Source organism: Agrobacterium sp. CFBP 3001, assembly GCF_027871605.1.
GTDB classification, from domain to species: Bacteria; Pseudomonadota; Alphaproteobacteria; order Rhizobiales; family Rhizobiaceae; genus Agrobacterium; species Agrobacterium leguminum.
The window spans coordinates 155,379-174,804 of record NZ_JAQAHD010000008.1 but is presented as its reverse complement, the minus strand read 5'-3'; the positions used below and the strand labels follow the sequence as shown (position 1 = coordinate 174,804).

Sequence of the window (19,426 nt, the reverse complement as noted above, 5' to 3'; positions counted from 1 at the left end):
GCCGGGATGTTGAGGAAAAGTCGCCACATTCGATATATAGCGAAACCGCGCGTCGTCCAGATCACTATTTAGATTTCAGGTCGAACGATCTTAAATCTCAATCGTTATCCGGGCTAAAGAATTAAAGCGGGATTCCGGACGAAAACCGCTTACACTTTTCGCCATCCCGCTTCGGTGTTGCGGCGAAACAAAGCTATTCAAGGGCAAACACGGGCGTATGGCTGAAGTCAGGGGTGAAAAGGTCAAGTTCGGCAGACGCGATATCATTGCGCTGCACGATCTTCCTTCGGCGCAGGCCGAAGATCCCATCATCGTGCATTGCCCGGCGCCGCGCTCCATGGTGCGCGCCTTCATCAAGATTTTCGCAGCGCTTTTCGTGCTGGCCTTCCTGTCCATCGGCGGCATCATTCTTTCCGTCGAGACGGGATCGATCGACGCGACGCTTTCCAGCCAGGCGCAGCAGGCGCTGGAAAGGGCACTCGGCCCCCATTACAGCGCGCGGATCGGTTCTTCGGCGATCAGGTTTTCCACCGGGCTGCGCCTTGCGCTGGTGGCGGAGGACGTGGATATCATCGAGAAGGAATCCGGCCAGCATATGAGCCGGGCGCGGGCAATCGGCATGGCGCTCGATCCGCTTGCGCTTCTGACCGGCCGTGTCTCGGTGGAGAGCCTCGAGGCCGACGGGATGGAGCTCGATACGGCGCTTTTGCCCAAGGGTAACGGGTTCGATCTCGCCAGCGTCAAGCTTGACGCCGTGCCGCAGCAATTGCAGGAGGCCTTCGGGCAGCTCGACAAGCTCGCTCAGGCTTTTCTGAGCAGCGGAACCGAGGAAATCGATATTTCCAGCGTTTCGATTCACCTGCCACCCGGAGAGTTGGGCAAGCCGCGTACCGTCGAAGTGCGTGAACTGTCGCTGACGCCCGATCAGCAGGGCGGATATTCGCTCGATGGAGAAACGCTATTCAACGGTGAAATTGCCAGCGTGTCGCTGCAGACTTCGGGATCGGGCGGCCGGATAGACGGTTTTGAAGCCCGCATCGACGGTTTCGATATCGGCCCGTTTCTTGAGAAATACGATCCCGACGGAAATCTCCATGAAGGCCTGAACGTCAAGACGGGTATCAACATTGTCGCTCGGCGCGCCATGGAAGGGCAGGAGCCACAGCTGGAGATTGCGCTCGGCCTCGGCAATGGAACGCTGATGATCGGCGGTGAGTCCCAGACCTTTACGGCTGGCAACGTCCATGCACGTTATGACTTTGCCAAAAGCACCCTTGTCATCGACAATTCGCGGCTGGAGCTCGGGCGGACAATTCTTCCGGTCGCCGGTGAAATCAGCGATACGGAAGAAGGTTTCGGCCTTTCGCTGCGGATCGACAACGCCGTTGCTTCGTCCGAAGCTTCGGGCGAGGCCCCGGTTCCTTTCAGCCTGAAGGCCGACGGGCATTTTACGGCGGCGACGAAACAGCTCGACGTTCCCTCGCTTTATGTGACGGGCCCGCTCGGAGACATGGCGGGATCGCTGAAAATCCGGTTCGGCCAGGGATCGCCGGAAATCAGTTTCGGCGGGCAGATTCCGAAGATGGAGGCCACGGCGGTCAAGCAGCTCTGGCCGTTCTGGATGGCGCACAAGCCGCGCGACTGGGTGGTCTCCAATCTCTACGGCGGCACCGTCACCAATGGTTCAATCGCTATCTTCATACCGCAAGGGCGGATGTGCGGCCCCGGCTGCCCGCTGGTGCTCGGCGAAAGCGAAATGCAGATCCGCTTCGATATAGACGATACGCGTCTCAATACCACCGGCGACATTCCACCGTTGCGCGATGTCGACGCGCATTTCGACCTCGTCGGCGGCAAGATGGCCGTCGATATCAAGCGGGGGACATCCTATTTTCCGTCGAACCGGTCGCTTGCGCTGGAAAACAGCCGTTTTCTCATTTCCGCTGTTTACGACAAGCCGCTGCTCGGAAATCTCGAACTGAACGTTTCGGGCTCGGCCGATGCTGTGGCCGAGCTTGCGGCGCTCAAACCCATCAATGCGCTCAAGAATACGCAGTTCAAGCCGGAGGATTTCACCGGCGATGTCAAAGCCCATGCTAACCTGACCGTTGGCCTGCTTTCCAGCCATAACCCGCCTCCGCCGGTGTGGACGGCCGATCTCGATCTGAAGAACCTGTCGCTGACCAAGCCCTTTGCGGGCCACAAGGTGACTGCGCTCGACGGTTTCATGACGCTGGACGACCGCCAGCTCAAACTGGAGGGCAGAGGCCGCGTGGACGACGTGCCGATGGACATCGTGATGACGGAGCCGGTGAGCAAGAACAGCGATATCGCGCCGACGCTGTCGCTGAAGGCAAGCCTGAACGAAACGCAGGTTGCCAAGCTCGCTCCGGAACTTTCCACGGTCCTCGGCGGCACGACGGCGATTGAAATCGACGGCGCCGACCCGAAACGCCAGGATATCCGGCTCGATCTGACCAAGGCGTCGATCATTCTGCCGGGGCTCGGCTGGAGCAAGGGCATCGGCATTCCCGCCAGCGCCGCCTTCACCATGGAAATGGGAGACGGGCGCACGACGATCAGCGACTTCTCGCTCGACGGCGACGGCTTCGGCGCTGCCGGCGATATCGCCTTCAGCAAGAACGGGCTGATTTCCGCCGATCTCAGCCGCGTGCAGCTTTCGCCCTCCGATAATTACGCCGTTTCGGTCGCCGCTTCGAAGAACGGCTATATCATCAATGCATCGGGGAAATCCGCCGATGTCAGGCCTTTCCTCTCGAAGCTTCGCAGCTCTTCCGGCAGCGGCGACGGGACGTCGCGTTCGCAGCCATCCCTTGCCATCAAGACGCAATTCGACAAGGTCTACGGGTTCAACGATGAAATCCTTGCCAATGTCAGTTCCGATGTCAGCGTGCGGGATGGCAAGGTTCGCTCCATCGATTTCCGTGGCGTCACCGGCAACGGCCAGGCGGTGGTGGCGCAGACCGTCAATCGCGGGGCGACGGGAACCGTGACGCTGACCAGCAGCGATGCGGGTTCGCTCGCCCGTTTCGCCAATATCTACAGCCGCATTCGCGGCGGCCTTCTCAACCTTGCGCTGACGACCTCCAATGGCAGCGACTGGAGCGGATCGCTCGACCTGCGCAATTTTGCCGTCGTCAACGAAGCCAAGCTGCAGGACATCGTCGCCACGCCGACGGGCGAGGACGGCAGGAGCCTCAACAATGCGGTGCGCCGCAATATCGATGTCAGTTCGGAAAAATTCCAGCGCGGTTTTGCCCGGGTCGTTTACGTCAACGGTTCGGTGGCGGTGGAAAACGGCGTCGTGCGCGGCGAGCAGATCGGTGCGACTTTCCAGGGGCTTTTGAAGGACCAGAGCGGCCGTATGGACATGACCGGCACCTTCATGCCCGCCTATGGCCTGAACCGGCTGTTCGGCGAGCTGCCCTTCATCGGCATCTTCCTCGGCAATGGCCGCGACCGGGGCTTGCTCGGCATCACTTTCAAGCTCTCCGGCCAGACGGACCAGCCGAAGCTGACGATCAATCCGCTTTCGCTGATCGCGCCGGGCGTCTTCCGGCAGATTTTCGAGTTTCAGTGAATGGAGCGTCGCAAAGCTTGGCGCACGCGGCCGTTTGGCGAGAACGAGTGCACCCGCACTCCGTCACCCCGGACCTGATCCGGGGTCCAGTGCGATCAAGTCCTTGATCGCGCGAGAGCCCTTTCACGGCGCAGACGCGCCGTGGCTGGATGCCGGATCTAGCCCGGCATGACGGAAGTGGGGGTATCGGCGCATCGAGGACCGCTTTCGCAGTCCTCGACACGATGTTTTTGTAAGTCTTACGCCGGGCGAACCAGAACGTGCTTCTTCTTGCCGACCGACAGCTTGATGACGCCGTCGCCGGTGATTTCACCGGAACCGACCGTCTGGCGCTCATCCGAAACGCCAATGTCGTTGATCTTTACCGCACCGCCCTGAACGTGGCGGCGGGCCTCGCCGTTCGAGCCGGCGAGGCCGGCGCGGACGATGAGCGACAGGACGCCGAGGCCGGCTTCGAGTTCGGATGCCGGAACCTCGATGGAGGGCAGGTTTTCGGCGAGCGCACCTTCTTCGAAGGTCTTGCGCGCCGTCTCGGCCGCTTCTTCCGCCGCCGCGCGGCCATGCAGGATGGCCGTCACTTCGGTCGCGAGGATTTTCTTCGCCTCGTTGATCTCCGATCCGCCAAGGGCGGCGAGACGGGCGATCTCATCCATCGGCAGCGTGGTGAAGAGTTTCGCAAAGCGAACCACGTCCGCATCTTCCGTGTTGCGCCAGTATTGCCAGAAATCATAGACCGGCAGCAGGTCCTTGTTCAGCCACACCGCGCCGGAAGCCGACTTGCCCATCTTCGCACCGGAGGAGGTGGTCAGAAGCGGCGAGGTCAGGGCGTAGAGCTGCGGTGTCCCCATGCGGTGACCGAGATCGATGCCGTTGATGATGTTGCCCCACTGGTCGGAACCGCCCATCTGCAGGCGGCAGCCGGTGCGCTGGTTCAGCTCCACGAAATCGTAGGCCTGCAGGATCATGTAGTTGAATTCGAGGAAGGACAGTGACTGTTCGCGGTCGAGGCGCGTCTTCACGCTGTCGAAGGACAGCATGCGGTTGACCGAGAAGTGGCGGCCGACATCGCGCAGGAATTCGAGGTAGTTGAGGCCGCGCAGCCAGTCGGCATTGTTGATCATCAGTGCCGGATTATTGGCGCGGTCGTAATCGAGGTAATTGGCGAAGACATGCTTGAGCGAGGTGATGTTGTCCTCGATCATGTCGATCGTCATCAGCTTGCGGGCCTCTTCCTTGAAGGAGGGATCGCCGACCATGCCGGTGCCGCCGCCCATCAGCGAGATCGGCTGGTGGCCGGTCTTCTGCATCCAGTGCAGCATCATGATCTGGGTGAGGTGGCCGACATGCAAACTCGAAGCCGTCGGGTCATAGCCGATATAGGCGGTCACGGTTTCCTTGGCGAACAGTTCGTCGAGACCTGCCTCATCGGAGATCTGGTGAATGAAGCCGCGCTCATCGAGCGTGCGGAGGAAATCGGACTTGAACCTGGACATAACCTTTTACTTTCTGGTTTGATCTTTGCGGCCATCGAAAACCAATGACCGTCGCGGCTTTATCATTGTTTTTTGAAATGTGCACCCGTTTCGGCCATGAATGTCGGGATTCAAGCAAGCATGATTCGAGATTGCAGGGGAGCGGCAGGTGGGCGAGGTCAAAACGGCAATCGGGCTGATGAGCGGCACATCGATGGACGGCATCGATATCGCCCTGTTGCGCACGGATGGCGAAAGCGTGGTTCGGCATGGGCCGAGTGGGTATTTCCCCTATGATCCGCGCCTGCGCGCCATCTGGCAGAAGGCATTGGTCACAGCCAAAGCCATTCGTGAACGGCGCGAACGTCCCGGTGATCTGACGGAAGCTGAGCGCAAGCTGACGCTTGCCCATGCGGCGGCGGTCAAATCCTTCCTCCATCGTCACCGCCTCCAGCCCGGCGATATCGATGTGATCGGCTTTCACGGTCAGACGGTGCTGCACCGCCCGGACGAGGCGCTGACCGTGCAAATCGGCGACGGCGCGCTTCTGGCCTCCGAAACCGGCATCGATGTGGTTTACGACATGCGCGCCAATGACATGGTGCATGGCGGGCAGGGCGCGCCGCTGATCCCGGCCTATCACATGGCGCTTTCCGCTAATCTGCCCGATGGGTTCGAAACGCCGGCCGTCTTCGTCAATATCGGCGGCATTTCCAATCTCACCTATATCGGTGAGGCGGGGCGGCTTGCCGCTTTCGACAGCGGCCCCGGCAATATGCTGATCGACCAGTGGATCGAGGCGCATACGGGCAAGGCCTTCGACAAGGGCGGCAAGACGGCGGCGGGCGGCAGCGTCGTCGCGTCGCTGGTGGCGCGTTATATGGAAAGCCCGTTTTTTTCAGCCAATATCCGTCGGTCGCTGGACCGCAGCGATTTTGCGCCTCCGCAAAAGGGTGAGGTTTCGCTGGCGGATGGTGCGCGGACGCTGGCTCATCTGACAGGGGCTGCCATTCTGAAGTCGGCAAGTTATCTGCCGGAGGCGGCGAGGACCTACGTGGTCTGTGGTGGTGGGCGGTTGAACCCGGTGATCATGGAGGAGTTTGGTAACCTTGCCGCCAAGGTCGGCGCACGTGTGATTGCGGCGGAAGAGGCGGGGTTCGATGGCGGCGCGATGGAGGCGGAGGCCTGGGCCTATCTGGCGGTTCGGTCGGTCAAGGGTTTGCCGCTGACCTATCCCGGTACGACGGGGGTGAAGGAGCCGGTGACTGGGGGGGTGTTGGTGCGATCGGAAGGACGATCATAGTATAGGACGGAGGGCTTGGCTCACCCCCCTCTGCCCTGCCGGGCATCTCCCCCTCAAGGGGGGAGATCGAATCGTGGCGACCTTCCGGTCATCTTTAAAGCAGAGGCTCAGGCGTCTGGCTGATCTCCCCCCTTGAGGGGGAGATGCCCGGCAGGGCAGAGGGGGGTAAACCGCACCCTCCGGCGATCATTGTAGAAAAATCGAGCCGCCCGCAAGAGGCGCAGCCAATCACCGAATGCGCTTGGCCGCCGGTTCCGGCACCAGTTCGCCATTGAGGCGGCGGTCGAGATAGTCCTCGCATTCGCCCATCAGATCGTCCACCTTGCCGTTGAAGAAGTGGTTGGCGCCGGGAACGGTGCGGTGGGTGATGAGGATGCCCTTCTGGGTCTTCAGCTTCTCCACCAGGCCGTTCACATCCTTCTCAGGCGCGACCTTGTCGGAATCGCCGTTGATGATGAGGCCCGACGACGGGCAGGGGGCGAGGAAGGAGAAGTCGTAGGTGTTGGGCTGCGGCGCAATCGACATGAAACCTTCGATTTCCGGGCGGCGCATCAGGAGCTGCATGCCGATCCAGGCGCCAAAGGAATAACCGGCGACCCAGCAGCTTTTCGAATCGGGATGCAGGCTCTGCACCCAGTCGAGCGCGGAAGCGGCATCGGAAAGCTCGCCGGCGCCATGGTCGAATTCGCCCTGGCTGCGGCCGATGGAGCGGAAATTGAACCGGAGCGTCGTGAAGCCGCGCTTCTGGAAAAGATAGAAGAGCTGATAGACGATCTGGTTGTTCATCGTGCCGCCGAACTGCGGGTGCGGATGAAGGATGATCGCGATCGGCGCGCTCTTTTCCTTGGATGGTTGATAACGGCCTTCGAGGCGACCCGCAGGGCCGTTAAAGATGACTTCGGGCATTGGTACTCCGGTCGTGTTTTTTCATTCTCCAACCGCATTCTTCCGATGAGAAGACTTGACGAACTGTGTCATCTTTTCTAGAACGCAGTTTAGAATAATTCGAAACTTTGCGTGTGCTAAAGCACTCGGGTGGTGTCATAAGGCAAGCGCAACTGTAATTTCAAGAAAAATGCGTTTTGGCGCATTGAAGATTGGATGAAGCCTCATCGTTATGACGGTTTTGACGCGGACATATATGGACTGGAACGCGACGGCGCCGCTTTTGCCCGCCGTGCGCGATGTTCTCGTCTCCGCGCTCGATCTTGCCGGCAATCCGTCTTCCGTGCACCGGGAAGGGCGTGCCGCCCGCGCCGCCGTTGAGGGCGCCCGCCGCGAGGTTGCGGCACTTGTTGGCGCCGAGGCTGCCCATGTCACCTTTACCAGCGGCGCGACGGAAGCCGCCAATCTGGTGCTGACACCGGATTTCAGTATGGGGCGCGCTCCCGTGCGCTATGGCCATCTTTATGTTTCAGCCATCGAGCATCCTGCCTTTCGCGAAGGCGGCCGGTTCGGCAAGGCTGACGTTACGGAAACTCCCGTTACGTCAGCGGGCGTCATCGATCTTGCGGCACTTCAGACGCTGCTGTCTTCGCATGATGCTTCCGCCGGCCTGCCGATGGTTGCCTGCATGCTGGTAAACAATGAGACCGGCATCCTCCAGCCGGTGGCGGAAGCGGCGCGGCTGGTGCATGCGGCGGGTGGATTGATGGTCATCGATGCCGTGCAGGCGGCAGGCAGGGTTCCGCTCGATATCAACGCTCTCGATGCCGATTTCCTTGTTGTCTCGTCCCACAAGCTCGGTGGCCCCAAGGGGGCTGGCGCTCTCATCTCGCGCGGCGAGGTGATGATGCCGAAGCCGCTCATCCATGGCGGCGGGCAGGAAAAGGGGCATCGTTCCGGTACGGAAAATACCCTGTCGGTTATCGGTTTTGGCGCCGCTGCCGCTGTTGCTGCCAAAAATCTCGAGGTTGAAGCGGCGCGTCTTGCCGCTCTGCGGGCGCGGCTGGAAGACGGCATGCGGGTGAGCGCACCGGATGTGATCATCCACGGCGAGGACGTTGCCCGCGTCGGTAATACCACGTTTTTCACCCTGCCGGGCCTGAAGGCGGAAACGGGGCAGATCGCCTTCGATATCGAAGGTATTGCGCTGTCGGCCGGTTCGGCCTGCTCATCCGGCAAGGTGGGGGAAAGCCATGTGCTGACGGCTATGGGGCGCGATCCCAAGCTTGGCGCACTCCGGATTTCCCTTGGCCATGCGACGGACGAGGCGGACATCGAACGGACGCTTGCGGCGTTTGCGAAAATTGCCGGGCGGCGCAGGCTTTCCGGTCAAGCCGCTTAAAATGCGGCAAAGAATTGCGGAATAGCAATTTTCCGCTTGCCGGGATGTGTGAAAAGCGCCATCCCGCACTTACATGGGTATAAGCTCCGCCCCGCTTAACGGCGCGGTGACATTGCCCGAAGATGGATAAGGCGGCTTTCCGCCTTGATACGTTGACAAGCCACCGGACCTTGGCTCCGGCGAGATTGGAGAACGACATGGCAGCGGTTCAGGAAACGATCGATCAGGTCCGCCAGATCGATGTGGACCAGTATAAATACGGCTTCGAGACAAACATCGAAGTCGACAAGGCCCCGAAGGGCCTTTCGGAAGAGGTGATCCGTTTCATCTCGGCCAAGAAGCAGGAGCCGGAATGGATGCTGGAATGGCGTCTTGAGGCTTACAAGCGCTGGCTGACGATGGAAGAGCCGACCTGGGCGCGCGTCAGCTACCCCAAGATCGACTTCAACGATCTCTATTATTATGCCGCGCCGAAGACCGCGCCCGGCCCGAAGTCGCTCGATGAAGTCGACCCGGAGCTTTTGAAGGTCTATGAGAAGCTCGGTATTCCGCTGAAAGAACAGGAAATCCTCGCCGGCGTCGAAAAGCGCCAGGTGGCGGTGGATGCCGTGTTCGACAGTGTCTCGGTCGTCACCACCTTCAAGGCGGAACTGGCGAAAGCCGGCGTTATCTTCATGTCGATTTCGGAAGCCGTGCGGGAGCATCCGGAACTGGTGAAGAAATATCTGGGCTCTGTCGTTCCGACGACGGACAATTTCTACGCAACGCTGAACTCGGCCGTCTTCACCGACGGTTCCTTCGTCTTCGTGCCGAAGGGTGTGCGGTGCCCGATGGAGCTTTCCACCTATTTCCGCATTAACGAGAAGAACACCGGCCAGTTCGAGCGCACGCTGATCATCGCCGAAGAGGGTGCTTACGTCTCCTATCTGGAAGGCTGCACCGCGCCGCAGCGCGACGAGAACCAGCTTCACGCCGCCGTTGTCGAACTGGTGGCGCTTGATGATGCCGAAATCAAATATTCCACCGTCCAGAACTGGTATCCGGGCGACAAGGAAGGCAAGGGCGGCATCTACAACTTCGTGACCAAGCGTGGCGATTGCCGCGGCAACCGTTCGAAGATTTCGTGGACGCAGGTGGAAACCGGCTCGGCCATCACCTGGAAGTACCCGTCCTGCATCCTGCGCGGTGATGACAGCCGCGGCGAGTTCTATTCGATCGCCGTTTCCAACGGCCATCAGCAGATCGATAGTGGCACCAAGATGATCCATCTCGGCAAGAACACGTCGAGCCGCATCATCGCCAAGGGTATCGCCGCCGGCTTTTCGGAAAACGTCTATCGCGGCCAGGTGTCGGCCCACCGCAAGGCGACCAACACGCGTAACTTCACGCAGTGCGACAGCTTGCTGATCGGCGACAAGTGCGGCGCGCATACCGTGCCCTATATCGAGGCGAAGAACTCCTCCGCTCACTTCGAGCATGAGGCGACGACGTCGAAGATTTCCGAAGACCAGCTGTTCTATTGCCTGCAGCGGGGCATCCCGGAAGAAGCGGCCATCGCGCTCATCGTCAACGGTTTCGTGAAGGAAGTCATTCAGGAACTGCCGATGGAATTTGCCGTGGAAGCGCAGAAGCTGATCGGCATTTCGCTGGAAGGAAGCGTGGGCTGATGGAGACATCCCGACTCGGCGGCCCTGCGCTCCTCATATTACTTTGCATATTCGTATCGATGTGCGGAGTTTTTGTGGGAGTTGGCGGGCTGCTGGCGGGGTGGACATTCGCCAAGCCTCTTCTGATAGGCAGCGGTCTGGCGTTGGCAGCGATATTCTGGCTGACCGATGCACTGAGACCAGAGATATTTGAACGTTTCTCTTCCAGAAAGAGAAAACAAGATCGAGAGAATTGAACATGCTTGAAATCATCGACCTGCACGCGAAGATCGCCGATACCGAAACCGAGATCATCAAGGGTCTCAACCTGAAGGTTGCCGCCGGTGAGGTTGCTGCCATCATGGGGCCGAACGGTTCCGGCAAGTCGACGCTGTCCTATATCCTGTCGGGCCGTGAGGACTATGAAGTCACCTCCGGTGACATTCTCTATAACGGCGAAAGCATTCTGGAACTGGATGCTGCCGAGCGCGCTGCCAAGGGCATCTTCCTTGCCTTCCAGTATCCGGTCGAAATTCCCGGTGTTGCCACCATGCAGTTCCTGAAGGTTGCGATGAACGAGCAGCGCAAGGCGCGCGGCGAGTCGGAGCTGACCACGCCGGACTTCATCCGCCGCGTTAAGGAAGCCGCCGGCGATCTGAAGATCGACATGGAGATGCTGAAGCGTCCGCTCAACGTCGGTTTCTCCGGTGGTGAGAAGAAGCGCGCCGAAATCCTGCAGATGGCGCTCTTGGAGCCGAAGCTCTGCGTTCTCGACGAAACCGATAGTGGCCTCGACATCGACGCCCTGAAGATCGTGGCTGACGGCGTCAACGCGCTGAAGTCGCCGGATCGCGCCACCGTCGTCATCACCCACTATCAGCGCCTGCTCGATTACATCGTGCCTGACAGCGTTCACGTTCTCTACAAGGGCAAGATCATCCGCTCGGGTGACAAGGCTCTGGCGCTGGAACTGGAAAACAACGGTTACGCCGACATCATCGGTGAAGCGGCCTAAGTCAAAGGCCAGGAGGTGATGTCCATGAACATTCAAGCTACCAACCGGCTGACGCCAGCGGAAACCGCGCTGGTCGACGCTTACACCGCCAAGTTCAGCGAATTGCCGGGCGACGGCGCTGTTGTTGCCGCCCGTGACGTGCTGTTCGACGATCTGAAGACCGGCGGTCTTCCGACGCGACGCATCGAGGCGTGGCACTATACCGATCTGAAAAGCCTGCTGCGCGCCGTTCCGGAAGACCGGCCCGCGCCCGTTATCGAGAAGCAGGCGCCGACGGTTGCCGGTTCTCTGGTTGCCTATGTGCAGCATGGCGCGGCCGATATCGGCAAGATCGAGGACGTCCGTGTTTCGCGCTTTGCAGAAAGCCTGCTCGACGGTTCCGCTGCCGCCGGCCTCGCTGAAGCCAGCAAGGATGACGCGATTGGCCGCATCAATGGCAGCTTCGTGCGCGATGGTCTGGTGCTCGAGATCCCGGCCGATGCCGAGATCGAGAAGCCGATCGAATTGCAGGCGATCCATGGCGCAGGCCAGGTTCACAGCCGCTTCCCGGTCCGTTTCGGCAAGGGTTCCAAGGCAACCGTCATCGAGCGTCACCTTTCGGTGACTGCGGACGCGGCCTTTGTTTCCTCCGTCAGCGACATCGTCGTTGAGGATGGCGCGGAAGTGACCTGGATCATCCTGCAGCAACAGGGTGCAGCCGATATCCATCTTGGCCAGCTGCGCATGAAAATCGGCGCGGACGCCAAGATTCGCCTGTTCATTGTCAATGCCGGCGGCAAGCTGGTGCGGCAGGAACTGCGCATCAATGTGGAAGGCGAGGGCACTGACCTCATCGTTCGCGGCGTCAACCTTCTGGGTGGTGAAACCCATACCGATGTGACGATGGTTCTCGGCCACAACGTGCCGAACACGACCTCGACGGAAGTGTTCCGCAACGTGGTGTTCGACCGTGCAAAGGGCATTTTCCAGGGCATGATCCGGGTGGCACCCGATGCGCAGAAGACCGACGCAAAGATGGCCTGCAATACGCTGCTGATGTCTGACGATGGCGAGTTCTCGGCAAAGCCGGAACTGGAAATCTTCGCAGATGACGTTCAGTGCGGCCATGGTGCGACGGTTGCCGATATCAGCGACAACCATCTCTATTACCTGATGGCGCGCGGCGTGCCGCGGGCGAAGGCACGGGCGATGCTCGTCAACGCCTTCGTCGCCGAGATCGTCGAGGAACTGGAAGAAGAAAATCTGGTAGAGGCGCTGGAGACGATCATCTCCGGCTGGCTGGAACATCATGCCTGAGAGCGAACGCGCCGCATTGGCGGCCCCTTATGACATCGAAGCCGTGCGCAAGGATTTTCCGATCCTGTCGCGCGAGGTCTACGGCAAGCCGCTGGTCTATCTCGACAACGGCGCGTCCGCTCAAAAACCGCAGGTGGTGATCGACGCCGTTTCGCATGCCTATGCCAATGAGTATGCGAATGTGCATCGCGGCCTGCATTTCCTCTCCAATGCCGCAACCGACGCCTATGAGGCGGCGCGCGAAAAGGTGCGCCGTTTCCTGAATGCCGGTTCGGTGGACGAGATCATCTTCACCAAATCCTCGACCGAGGCGATCAATACGGTTGCTTACGGTTATGGCATGCCGAAGATCGGCGAGGGCGACGAGATCGTCATTTCGATCATGGAGCATCATTCCAACATCGTGCCGTGGCATTTCATCCGCGAGCGGCAGGGTGCGAAGCTCGTCTGGGTGCCTGTGGATGATGACGGCGCGTTTCATATCGAGGCTTTCGAAAAGAGCCTGACGGAGCGCACCAAGCTCGTTGCCATCACCCATATGTCGAATGCGCTCGGCACTATCGTTCCGGTCAAGGAAATCTGCCGCATTGCGCATGAGCGCGGCATTCCGGTGCTGATTGATGGATCGCAGGGTGCGGTTCACATGCCGGTCGATGTGCGCGATATCGATTGCGACTGGTATGTGATGACCGGCCACAAGCTTTACGGTCCCTCGGGCATCGGCGTGCTCTATGGCAAGGCCGACCGGCTGCGCGAGATGCGGCCGTTCCAGGGCGGCGGGGAGATGATCCTCGACGTTACCGAAGACAATGTCACCTATAACGAGCCGCCGCACCGTTTCGAAGCCGGCACACCACCCATCGTGCAGGCCATCGGTCTTGGTTACGCGCTGGATTACATGGACAATCTCGGCCGCGCCGCGATTGCAGCACACGAGGCTGATCTTGCCGCTTACGCCGCCGAGCGGCTGCGCGAGATCAATTCGCTGCGCATCATCGGCAATGCGCCTGACAAGGGTGGCATCTTCTCCTTCGAACTTGAGGGCATCCATGCCCATGATGTCTCGATGGTGATCGACCGGCGCGGCGTTGCGGTACGTGCGGGCACCCATTGCGCCATGCCGCTCTTGAAACGCTTCGGCGTCACCTCCACATGCCGGGCATCGTTCGGCCTTTACAATACCCGCGCCGAAGTAGACTCTCTTGTCGAGGCGCTGGAATATGTGCGCAAATTTTTCGCCTGATATCGCAGCTTGAAATCAGGATTGAGGTTTAAGACCATGACTGCCGATGCCACTGCAAAGACCCAGGATGCGACCGAAGCTCAGGAAAAGGTGTCCACCATTCCGCCGGACGAGCTTGCACGCCTCAGCGACGACGTAATCGCGGCGCTGAAGACCGTCTACGACCCGGAAATTCCGGCGGATATCTTCGAACTCGGTCTCGTTTACAAGATCGATATCGAAGACGACCGGATGGTCAAGATCGTCATGACGCTGACGGCCCCCGGTTGCCCGGTGGCCGGTGAAATGCCGGGCTGGGTGGAAAATGCCGTGGGCGCCGTCGAGGGTGTTTCCGGTGTCGTGGTCGAAATGACCTTCGATCCGCCGTGGACGCCGGACCGCATGTCGGAAGAAGCACAGGTCGCCGTCGGCTGGTACTGACGTGATTTTGACGGGTGTCATCTCTTGATGACACTCTCAGGCGCTATTAGATTGAGATCCATAAGCATCGAGCCTTGAACTCGATTGTCGAAGGAGAATTAAGCCCATGGGCTTTGCGATCATGACCATGACCGGGGCTGCTGCCTCGCGTGTTAAAGCAATCGTCGAGAATTCCGGACCGGATGCCAGGGGCGTGCGCGTCGGCATCAAGAAGGGCGGCTGCGCGGGCATGGAATATACCATCGACCTCGTGACCGAGCCGGATACGAAGGACGATCTGGTGGAGTTCGAAGGCGCTAAAGTCTGGGTTCAGCCTTCCGCCGTGCTTTACCTGCTCGGCACCCAGATGGATTTCGAAGTGACCAAGATGCGCTCCGGTTTCACTTTCAATAATCCGAACCAGACATCCGCCTGCGGCTGCGGTGAATCGGTTGAGCTGAAGCCCGCCGATCTGGCGGCACTGGCGAAGCAGCGTGAGGCAGAGGCCAACGTTTGATTGGCCGCACTGCATTTCCGATCAGCGGGATGACTGCTGTTTCAGCGTATCGATAAAATCAGCCAGCGGATGAATCGATGGTGTCGTTGTCAACAGCGGCTCGAGAGCTGCCGCGATCATTGCGCAACCCTCCTTGGCAAGCGGCCGAAGGCTCGAAGTGATCTTGTTGTAGTCGGGCGTCCCGCGTGACGCGAGGGAGCGATTGATCACAAACAGCTCCGTCTGTCCGTCAATCCGTTCGACGAAGAGGGCGAGCGAGCCGCCGTCTGCGGCAGCGGCGCTGTCCGATACCGATTTGAACATCCAAACTCCATCCGGTAAACTTGAGGGCGAGCCTATCCGATTGACGCCCTGACGCAAGGTCAGCGCGGATATCGGATATTCTGCGAGGTTTGGCGGTAGGTGCGGAACCGCCCGCCGCCCATGCTGGAAGGCGTTTCGGACCGCCGGCGGGATTGATCGTGGGGAATGAACCGGAATGGACATCAGTAGCGCCTCGATTGATATCTGGACGATAGGGCTGATCGTCGCCAGCGTCGTGGCTGGCCTGACGCTGATTGCCGGTATTGTTTGCCTTGCGTTTTACCGGGAGGAGATAAAGGGATCTGCGGTATCCAAGGGTGATGCGTTGAACAGCCCCCCGCTCGAACGGACCGAGGGTGGAGACTGGCCGACAGCGCATGGTGACGGGAGTGGGGGAGCGCATCATTGAACAGGCAGACGATTTGATGAGGTCGCAACCCGATAATATTGCGAATGCGAAAGCCGCGGTGCGAGAGGCATTCGCGAGTGTTACGCTGGGTGGCGGCGTCGGCCTCTCCGAGGCGCAGGCGCTTGATGATTGTGCGAACAATGAGGTTCGCGCCGCATGTCGTGCTGGCGATGAGAAGAATGATTGGGCCGCGATCCCGCTGGAGGACCTCAACAGACATTCCGGCAGCCCCGCCTTCCTTGATGCTGAAGGAATGCGATTTCATTTGCCCGCCTATATGATCGCCGATCTCGATGGCGACTACAGGCACGAATTCGCACCCTATTTGCGCGGATGTCAGGAGAGGTTTTCCTTACTGACCCATTTGCAACGGAATGCCGTGGAAATGTATCTCCGCGCCATCAGTGAGAAGGAAAACCTGCCGTCCTATCAGGACGACATAGAGCGCGCGCTCGGAGAGTGGGTGGATAGTGCACGCTGCCCGGTGAGCGACTGAAGCGGATCGGCCGGCTTTCATTCATGCCGCAAGGCTTCTATCGGGCTCAGGCTCGCCGCCCGTCGTGCCGGGAAATAGCCGAAAATCACCCCGATGGCCGCCGAAAAGGCGAAGGCGAGGAAGATGATCGACGGGCTGGTGACGAAGGGCACGTTGAGATAACCGACGACGGCATAAGCAAGGCCGAGGCCGGTGAGGATGCCGACAAGGCCGCCGAAGGCCGAGAGCATGACGGCTTCCACCAGAAACTGCGTCAGCACCTGTTTTTCCAGTGCGCCGATGGCAAGGCGAATGCCGATCTCGCGCGTGCGTTCCGTCACTGAAACCAGCATGATATTCATGATGCCGATGCCGCCGACCAAAAGGCTGACGGCGGCGACCGCGCCGAGAAGTCCGGTGAGCAGCGTCGTCGTGCCGGTCATGGCCGAGGCGATCTGCGTCATGTCGTTGACGGTGAAATCATCCTCGCGGCCGATGCCGATGCGGCGACGCTCGCGCAGCAGGTTTTGCAGGTCGCTCTGCACCTTGGCAGTCGAAACGCCGTCCTGCGCCGAGACCATGATCGAGGAAATGGTGGTGGTACCGCCGATGCGCCGCTGGTGGATTTTCAGCGGCATTATGATCGTGTCGTCCTGATCGTCGCCGAGGCCGGACTGGCCTTTCCTGCCCAGCACACCGATGACGGGGCAGGAGATGTTGCTGACGCGGATCGTCTGCCCCACAGGGTTTTCCGCACCGAACAGTTCCTGCCGCACCGTTTCGCCGATGATGCAGCCGATCTGGCCGCCGCGATCTTCGGCGGGCTGGAAATCGCGGCCGAGCGCGATGGTCCAGTCCTGCGCGATCAGGTAATCGTTGGTGGTGCCGATGACGCTTGTCTGGTGGTTCTTGCCGCCGAAAATGACGGTTGCGGCAGAGCTGCGGTTCTGCGGCGCGACGGCGCGGATGCCGCTTATCTGGTTGCGGATGGCCTCGACATCGCGGTCATCGAAGCGCTTGGCTTCGGTGCTGGCCCTTCCGGGGCCAAACTGGCCGGGGCGCACGAACAGCATGTTGGTGCCGAGCCGCGACAGTTCTGATTTCACCTGCTCCGTGGTGCCATTGCCGATGGTGACCATGGCGATGACGGCGGCTACACCAATGACGACGCCCAGAACGGTGAGAAAGGAGCGCAACAGGTTGCGGCTTATGGCGCGCAGCGCAAGACGCGACGTTTCAAAGAACATCGGCGGTCTCCTTTTTGCCCGTCGCGCTGTCGGAGGCGAGGTGGCCATCGACGAAACGCAGGAGGCGCCCGGCATGGGCGGCGATATCTTCTTCATGGGTGACCATGACCACCGTGATGCCCCTGGCGCGGTTGAGCGCGGTAATCAGTTCCATGATTTCGATGCTGGTTTTCGTATCGAGATTGCCGGTCGGCTCGTCGGCCAGAAGCAAAGCGGGGCGGGTGACGATGGCACGGGCAATGGCCACGCGCTGCTGCTGGCCGCCGGAAAGCTCCTGCGTGGTGTGATCCTCGCGGCCCTTCAGTCCCACCTGCGCCAGTGCCTCCATGGCGCGCTCACGCCGTTCCGAGGCCTTCATGCCGCGATAGACCAGTGGCAGCTCGACATTTTCCACTGCCGAGGTGCGTGAGAGAAGATTGAAGCCCTGAAACACGAAACCCAGCATGTGACGGCGCAGCAGCGTCAGGTGCTCATTGTCGAAGCCGCTGGTCGGCACGCCCTGAAACAGATACTCGCCAGCTGTGGGCACATCCAGACAGCCGATGATGTTCATCGAAGTGGATTTGCCCGAGCCTGATGGACCCATGATGGCGACGAATTCCTTTTCACGAATGGAAAGGCTGACGCCATCGAGCGCACGGATCGTCGCTTCGCCGCGTCCATATTGCTTGACGACATCGCGAAATTCGATGAGCGGCGGCTGTTGCATGCGGTTCTCCTGCGTCAACCGGCGTTGCGGGCCGTTGCGTCGGTAATCACCTGGTCATCGACTTTGAGTTCGCCCGATTTCACCACGGTATGCTGACCGTCGGTGGAGCCGGTTTCGATGGCGACGGAGACCGGATTGTTGTTGCGCAGCACCCACACCGTTCGTTTACCGGTTACCGCCTTCGCGGCATCGCGGCCCTGCGATCGGCCCATGCGGGGAGGGCGGAACAGGCTCATCAACCCGCCGCCACGGGAGGCGGATTCGCGCGGCGGCGTGTATCGCAGTGCCGAATTCGGCACCAGCAGCGTGTCCTTGATTTCCTCGACGACGATATTGGCCGTCGCCGTCATGCCGGGGCGCAACAACAGTTCCGCATTGTCGACGGTCAATATGCCCTTGTAGGTCACCACGTTGGAAACGGTTTCAGAGGCGAAACGAACGGTTTCTATCTCGGCCGGAAAACTGCGGTCTGGATAGGCATCGACGTTGAAGGTGGCTTTCTGCCCGGTCTCGACCTTGCCGACATCGGCCTCATCAACCGAAACCTGCAATTCCATGTGGCGCAGATCGCCGGCGATGGTGAAGAGCACCGGCGCGTTCAGCGAGGAGGCAACGGTGGCGCCGGGGTCAACGCTGCGGGTGAGGATGACGCCATCGATGGGTGAGACGATCTTGGCCTTGCCGAGATTGACCTCGGCGAGCCGCAGATCCGCTTCCGCCGAAAGCACGGTTGCCTCATTCACTTCCAGCGTCGCAGCGGCGGCATCGTGGGTGAACTGTGCCGCATCCAGATCCTGCTGGCTGGACACACGGTTCTGCACCAGGGATCGCAGGCGCTCCATGGACGTCTTTGCCGAGCCGAGATCGGCGCGCGCCTTCAGCACATTGGCTTTGGCAGAGGCGAGTTTTGCGCGGGCGCTCTGGACGTCGGCCTCCAGCTTGTTGGTATCCAGCTCCGCTAGAACGTCTCCGGCCTTGACCGGGGTATTATAGGTGACGTTGACCTTGCGCACGGTGCCGGAGAGTTCGCTCGATATATCGACCTGATCCGTCGGCTGAACCGAGCCGGTGGAGGTGACGATGACCGAGAGATCGCCCTGACGCGCCGCTTCCGTGGTATAGCTATAGGCGACGCCTGCCGCACGTGACTGGTAATAATAACCAAGGCCCCCGCCAATCAGCACAAGGGCTGCTGCGGCATAGAGATACCGACGCGACTTTTTCTTGCGGCCGTTTCTGTTCGTTCCCAGAATCTCGCGCAGATCGGGCTGGCTGTTTTCGGTATCGCTGCCACTCGTATTGGCGTCATTCATTCTCGTCACCCGCAAAGTTCAAAATACCACAGAGGGTTGTCGCCGCTCTCCAGTTTGTCCGTCCATCTGTCGCCGTTGTATTCCTCTGATTGTGGGAAGTGACATAGCTTGCCCCAAGGGTGAAGTGAAAACTTGGTAATATTTATGATAGTTCTGGTCTGCTAGAGATAAATCCGGGAAGATCGATGCCA

At 60.1% G+C, this 19,426-nt stretch carries 17 protein-coding genes; 11 read left to right on the top strand and 6 right to left on the bottom strand.

Annotated elements, in window-relative coordinates; all coding sequences use genetic code 11:
- The first annotated feature begins 217 nt into the window (after positions 1-217).
- A complete protein-coding gene (locus PH605_RS12915) occupies positions 218-3,601 on the top strand; it encodes a YhdP family protein (protein ID WP_142845088.1) in 3,384 nt (1,127 codons plus the stop codon).
- A 239-nt stretch (positions 3,602-3,840) separates the two neighbouring features.
- Here PH605_RS12915 and tyrS read toward each other — a convergent pair whose 3' ends face one another.
- The gene (gene tyrS / locus PH605_RS12910; protein ID WP_125146578.1) at positions 3,841-5,094 is read right to left on the bottom strand and encodes a tyrosine--tRNA ligase; all 1,254 of its coding nucleotides are present in this window, start codon (positions 5,092-5,094) and stop codon (positions 3,841-3,843) included.
- Between the two features lie 148 nt (positions 5,095-5,242).
- On the opposite strand from tyrS, the gene PH605_RS12905 reads away from it, so the two are divergent.
- Entirely contained in the window at positions 5,243-6,376 is a 1,134-nt protein-coding gene (locus PH605_RS12905; protein ID WP_142845089.1) for an anhydro-N-acetylmuramic acid kinase, read from the top strand.
- A gap of 228 nt (positions 6,377-6,604) precedes the next feature.
- On the opposite strand, the gene PH605_RS12900 is transcribed toward PH605_RS12905, so the two are convergent.
- Complete coding sequence (locus tag PH605_RS12900; protein ID WP_035263309.1) at positions 6,605-7,282, bottom strand: alpha/beta hydrolase; 678 nt, start codon at positions 7,280-7,282, stop codon at positions 6,605-6,607.
- 211 nt (positions 7,283-7,493) lie between these two features.
- On the opposite strand from PH605_RS12900, the gene PH605_RS12895 reads away from it, so the two are divergent.
- The 7 genes from PH605_RS12895 to sufA all read left to right on the top strand — a co-directional run bounded on the left by PH605_RS12895 (position 7,494) and on the right by sufA (position 14,779).
- Positions 7,494-8,663: a cysteine desulfurase family protein gene (locus PH605_RS12895; protein WP_142845090.1), complete on the top strand. Its 1,170-nt coding sequence runs from the start codon at positions 7,494-7,496 to the stop codon at positions 8,661-8,663.
- A 197-nt stretch (positions 8,664-8,860) separates the two neighbouring features.
- On the top strand, positions 8,861-10,330 hold the full coding sequence (sufB, locus tag PH605_RS12890) for a Fe-S cluster assembly protein SufB (RefSeq protein WP_065655190.1): 1,470 nt from the start codon (positions 8,861-8,863) through the stop codon (positions 10,328-10,330).
- 238 nt (positions 10,331-10,568) lie between these two features.
- The gene (gene sufC, locus PH605_RS12885) at positions 10,569-11,324 is read left to right on the top strand and encodes a Fe-S cluster assembly ATPase SufC (protein ID WP_003522658.1); all 756 of its coding nucleotides are present in this window, start codon (positions 10,569-10,571) and stop codon (positions 11,322-11,324) included.
- Between the two features lie 24 nt (positions 11,325-11,348).
- The gene (gene sufD, locus PH605_RS12880) at positions 11,349-12,620 is read left to right on the top strand and encodes a Fe-S cluster assembly protein SufD (RefSeq protein ID WP_142845091.1); all 1,272 of its coding nucleotides are present in this window, start codon (positions 11,349-11,351) and stop codon (positions 12,618-12,620) included.
- Positions 12,613-13,863, top strand: a complete 1,251-nt coding sequence (locus PH605_RS12875) for a cysteine desulfurase (RefSeq protein ID WP_142845092.1) — start codon at positions 12,613-12,615, stop codon at positions 13,861-13,863. Before sufD ends, PH605_RS12875 begins: the two co-directional genes overlap by 8 nt.
- 36 nt (positions 13,864-13,899) lie before the next feature.
- Positions 13,900-14,283, top strand: a complete 384-nt coding sequence (locus PH605_RS12870) for an SUF system Fe-S cluster assembly protein (RefSeq protein WP_065655187.1) — start codon at positions 13,900-13,902, stop codon at positions 14,281-14,283.
- Positions 14,284-14,389: 106 nt separating this feature from the next.
- On the top strand, positions 14,390-14,779 hold the full coding sequence (gene sufA / locus PH605_RS12865; RefSeq protein WP_142845093.1) for a Fe-S cluster assembly scaffold SufA: 390 nt from the start codon (positions 14,390-14,392) through the stop codon (positions 14,777-14,779).
- A gap of 21 nt (positions 14,780-14,800) precedes the next feature.
- Here sufA and PH605_RS12860 read toward each other — a convergent pair whose 3' ends face one another.
- Positions 14,801-15,082: a hypothetical protein gene (locus PH605_RS12860; protein WP_142845094.1), complete on the bottom strand. Its 282-nt coding sequence runs from the start codon at positions 15,080-15,082 to the stop codon at positions 14,801-14,803.
- 175 nt (positions 15,083-15,257) lie between these two features.
- On the opposite strand from PH605_RS12860, the gene PH605_RS12855 reads away from it, so the two are divergent.
- Positions 15,258-15,491 carry a hypothetical protein gene (locus tag PH605_RS12855; protein WP_065655184.1) on the top strand — a complete coding sequence of 78 codons (234 nt, stop codon included), beginning with the start codon at positions 15,258-15,260 and terminating at the stop codon, positions 15,489-15,491.
- Complete coding sequence (locus tag PH605_RS12850) at positions 15,460-15,987, top strand: DUF6714 family protein (protein WP_142845095.1); 528 nt, start codon at positions 15,460-15,462, stop codon at positions 15,985-15,987. Before PH605_RS12855 ends, PH605_RS12850 begins: the two co-directional genes overlap by 32 nt.
- Positions 15,988-16,004: 17 nt before the next feature.
- On the opposite strand, the gene PH605_RS12845 is transcribed toward PH605_RS12850, so the two are convergent.
- From PH605_RS12845 to PH605_RS12835, 3 genes are read right to left on the bottom strand one after another with little or no spacing between them, the layout of a single operon-like run.
- Entirely contained in the window at positions 16,005-17,213 is a 1,209-nt protein-coding gene (locus PH605_RS12845) for an ABC transporter permease (protein WP_065655182.1), read from the bottom strand.
- Positions 17,203-17,922, bottom strand: coding sequence for an ABC transporter ATP-binding protein (locus PH605_RS12840; RefSeq protein WP_142845096.1), 720 nt, complete (start codon positions 17,920-17,922; stop codon positions 17,203-17,205). The genes PH605_RS12845 and PH605_RS12840 overlap by 11 nt, the downstream gene beginning before the upstream one ends.
- A 14-nt stretch (positions 17,923-17,936) precedes the next feature.
- A complete protein-coding gene (locus tag PH605_RS12835; RefSeq protein ID WP_078052797.1) occupies positions 17,937-19,235 on the bottom strand; it encodes an efflux RND transporter periplasmic adaptor subunit in 1,299 nt (432 codons plus the stop codon).
- Positions 19,236-19,426: the final 191 nt, after the last annotated feature.

Excerpts from the sequence above, each read along its gene's own strand:
- sufA (WP_142845093.1), top strand. The coding sequence starts at position 14,390 with ATGGGCTTTGCGATCATGACCATGACCGGGGCTGCTGCCTCGCGTGTT.
- sufC (WP_003522658.1), top strand. The coding sequence starts at position 10,569 with ATGCTTGAAATCATCGACCTGCACGCGAAGATCGCCGATACCGAAACC.
- PH605_RS12860 (WP_142845094.1), bottom strand. The coding sequence starts at position 15,082 with ATGTTCAAATCGGTATCGGACAGCGCCGCTGCCGCAGACGGCGGCTCG.
- tyrS (WP_125146578.1), bottom strand. The coding sequence starts at position 5,094 with ATGTCCAGGTTCAAGTCCGATTTCCTCCGCACGCTCGATGAGCGCGGC.
- PH605_RS12840 (WP_142845096.1), bottom strand. The coding sequence starts at position 17,922 with ATGCAACAGCCGCCGCTCATCGAATTTCGCGATGTCGTCAAGCAATAT.
- PH605_RS12870 (WP_065655187.1), top strand. The coding sequence starts at position 13,900 with ATGACTGCCGATGCCACTGCAAAGACCCAGGATGCGACCGAAGCTCAG.
- sufD (WP_142845091.1), top strand. The coding sequence starts at position 11,349 with ATGAACATTCAAGCTACCAACCGGCTGACGCCAGCGGAAACCGCGCTG.
- PH605_RS12895 (WP_142845090.1), top strand. The coding sequence starts at position 7,494 with ATGACGGTTTTGACGCGGACATATATGGACTGGAACGCGACGGCGCCG.
- sufB (WP_065655190.1), top strand. The coding sequence starts at position 8,861 with ATGGCAGCGGTTCAGGAAACGATCGATCAGGTCCGCCAGATCGATGTG.
- PH605_RS12900 (WP_035263309.1), bottom strand. The coding sequence starts at position 7,282 with ATGCCCGAAGTCATCTTTAACGGCCCTGCGGGTCGCCTCGAAGGCCGT.
- PH605_RS12835 (WP_078052797.1), bottom strand. The coding sequence starts at position 19,235 with ATGAATGACGCCAATACGAGTGGCAGCGATACCGAAAACAGCCAGCCC.
- PH605_RS12850 (WP_142845095.1), top strand. The coding sequence starts at position 15,460 with ATGGTGACGGGAGTGGGGGAGCGCATCATTGAACAGGCAGACGATTTG.
- PH605_RS12875 (WP_142845092.1), top strand. The coding sequence starts at position 12,613 with ATGCCTGAGAGCGAACGCGCCGCATTGGCGGCCCCTTATGACATCGAA.
- PH605_RS12915 (WP_142845088.1), top strand. The coding sequence starts at position 218 with ATGGCTGAAGTCAGGGGTGAAAAGGTCAAGTTCGGCAGACGCGATATC.
- PH605_RS12845 (WP_065655182.1), bottom strand. The coding sequence starts at position 17,213 with ATGTTCTTTGAAACGTCGCGTCTTGCGCTGCGCGCCATAAGCCGCAAC.
- PH605_RS12855 (WP_065655184.1), top strand. The coding sequence starts at position 15,258 with ATGGACATCAGTAGCGCCTCGATTGATATCTGGACGATAGGGCTGATC.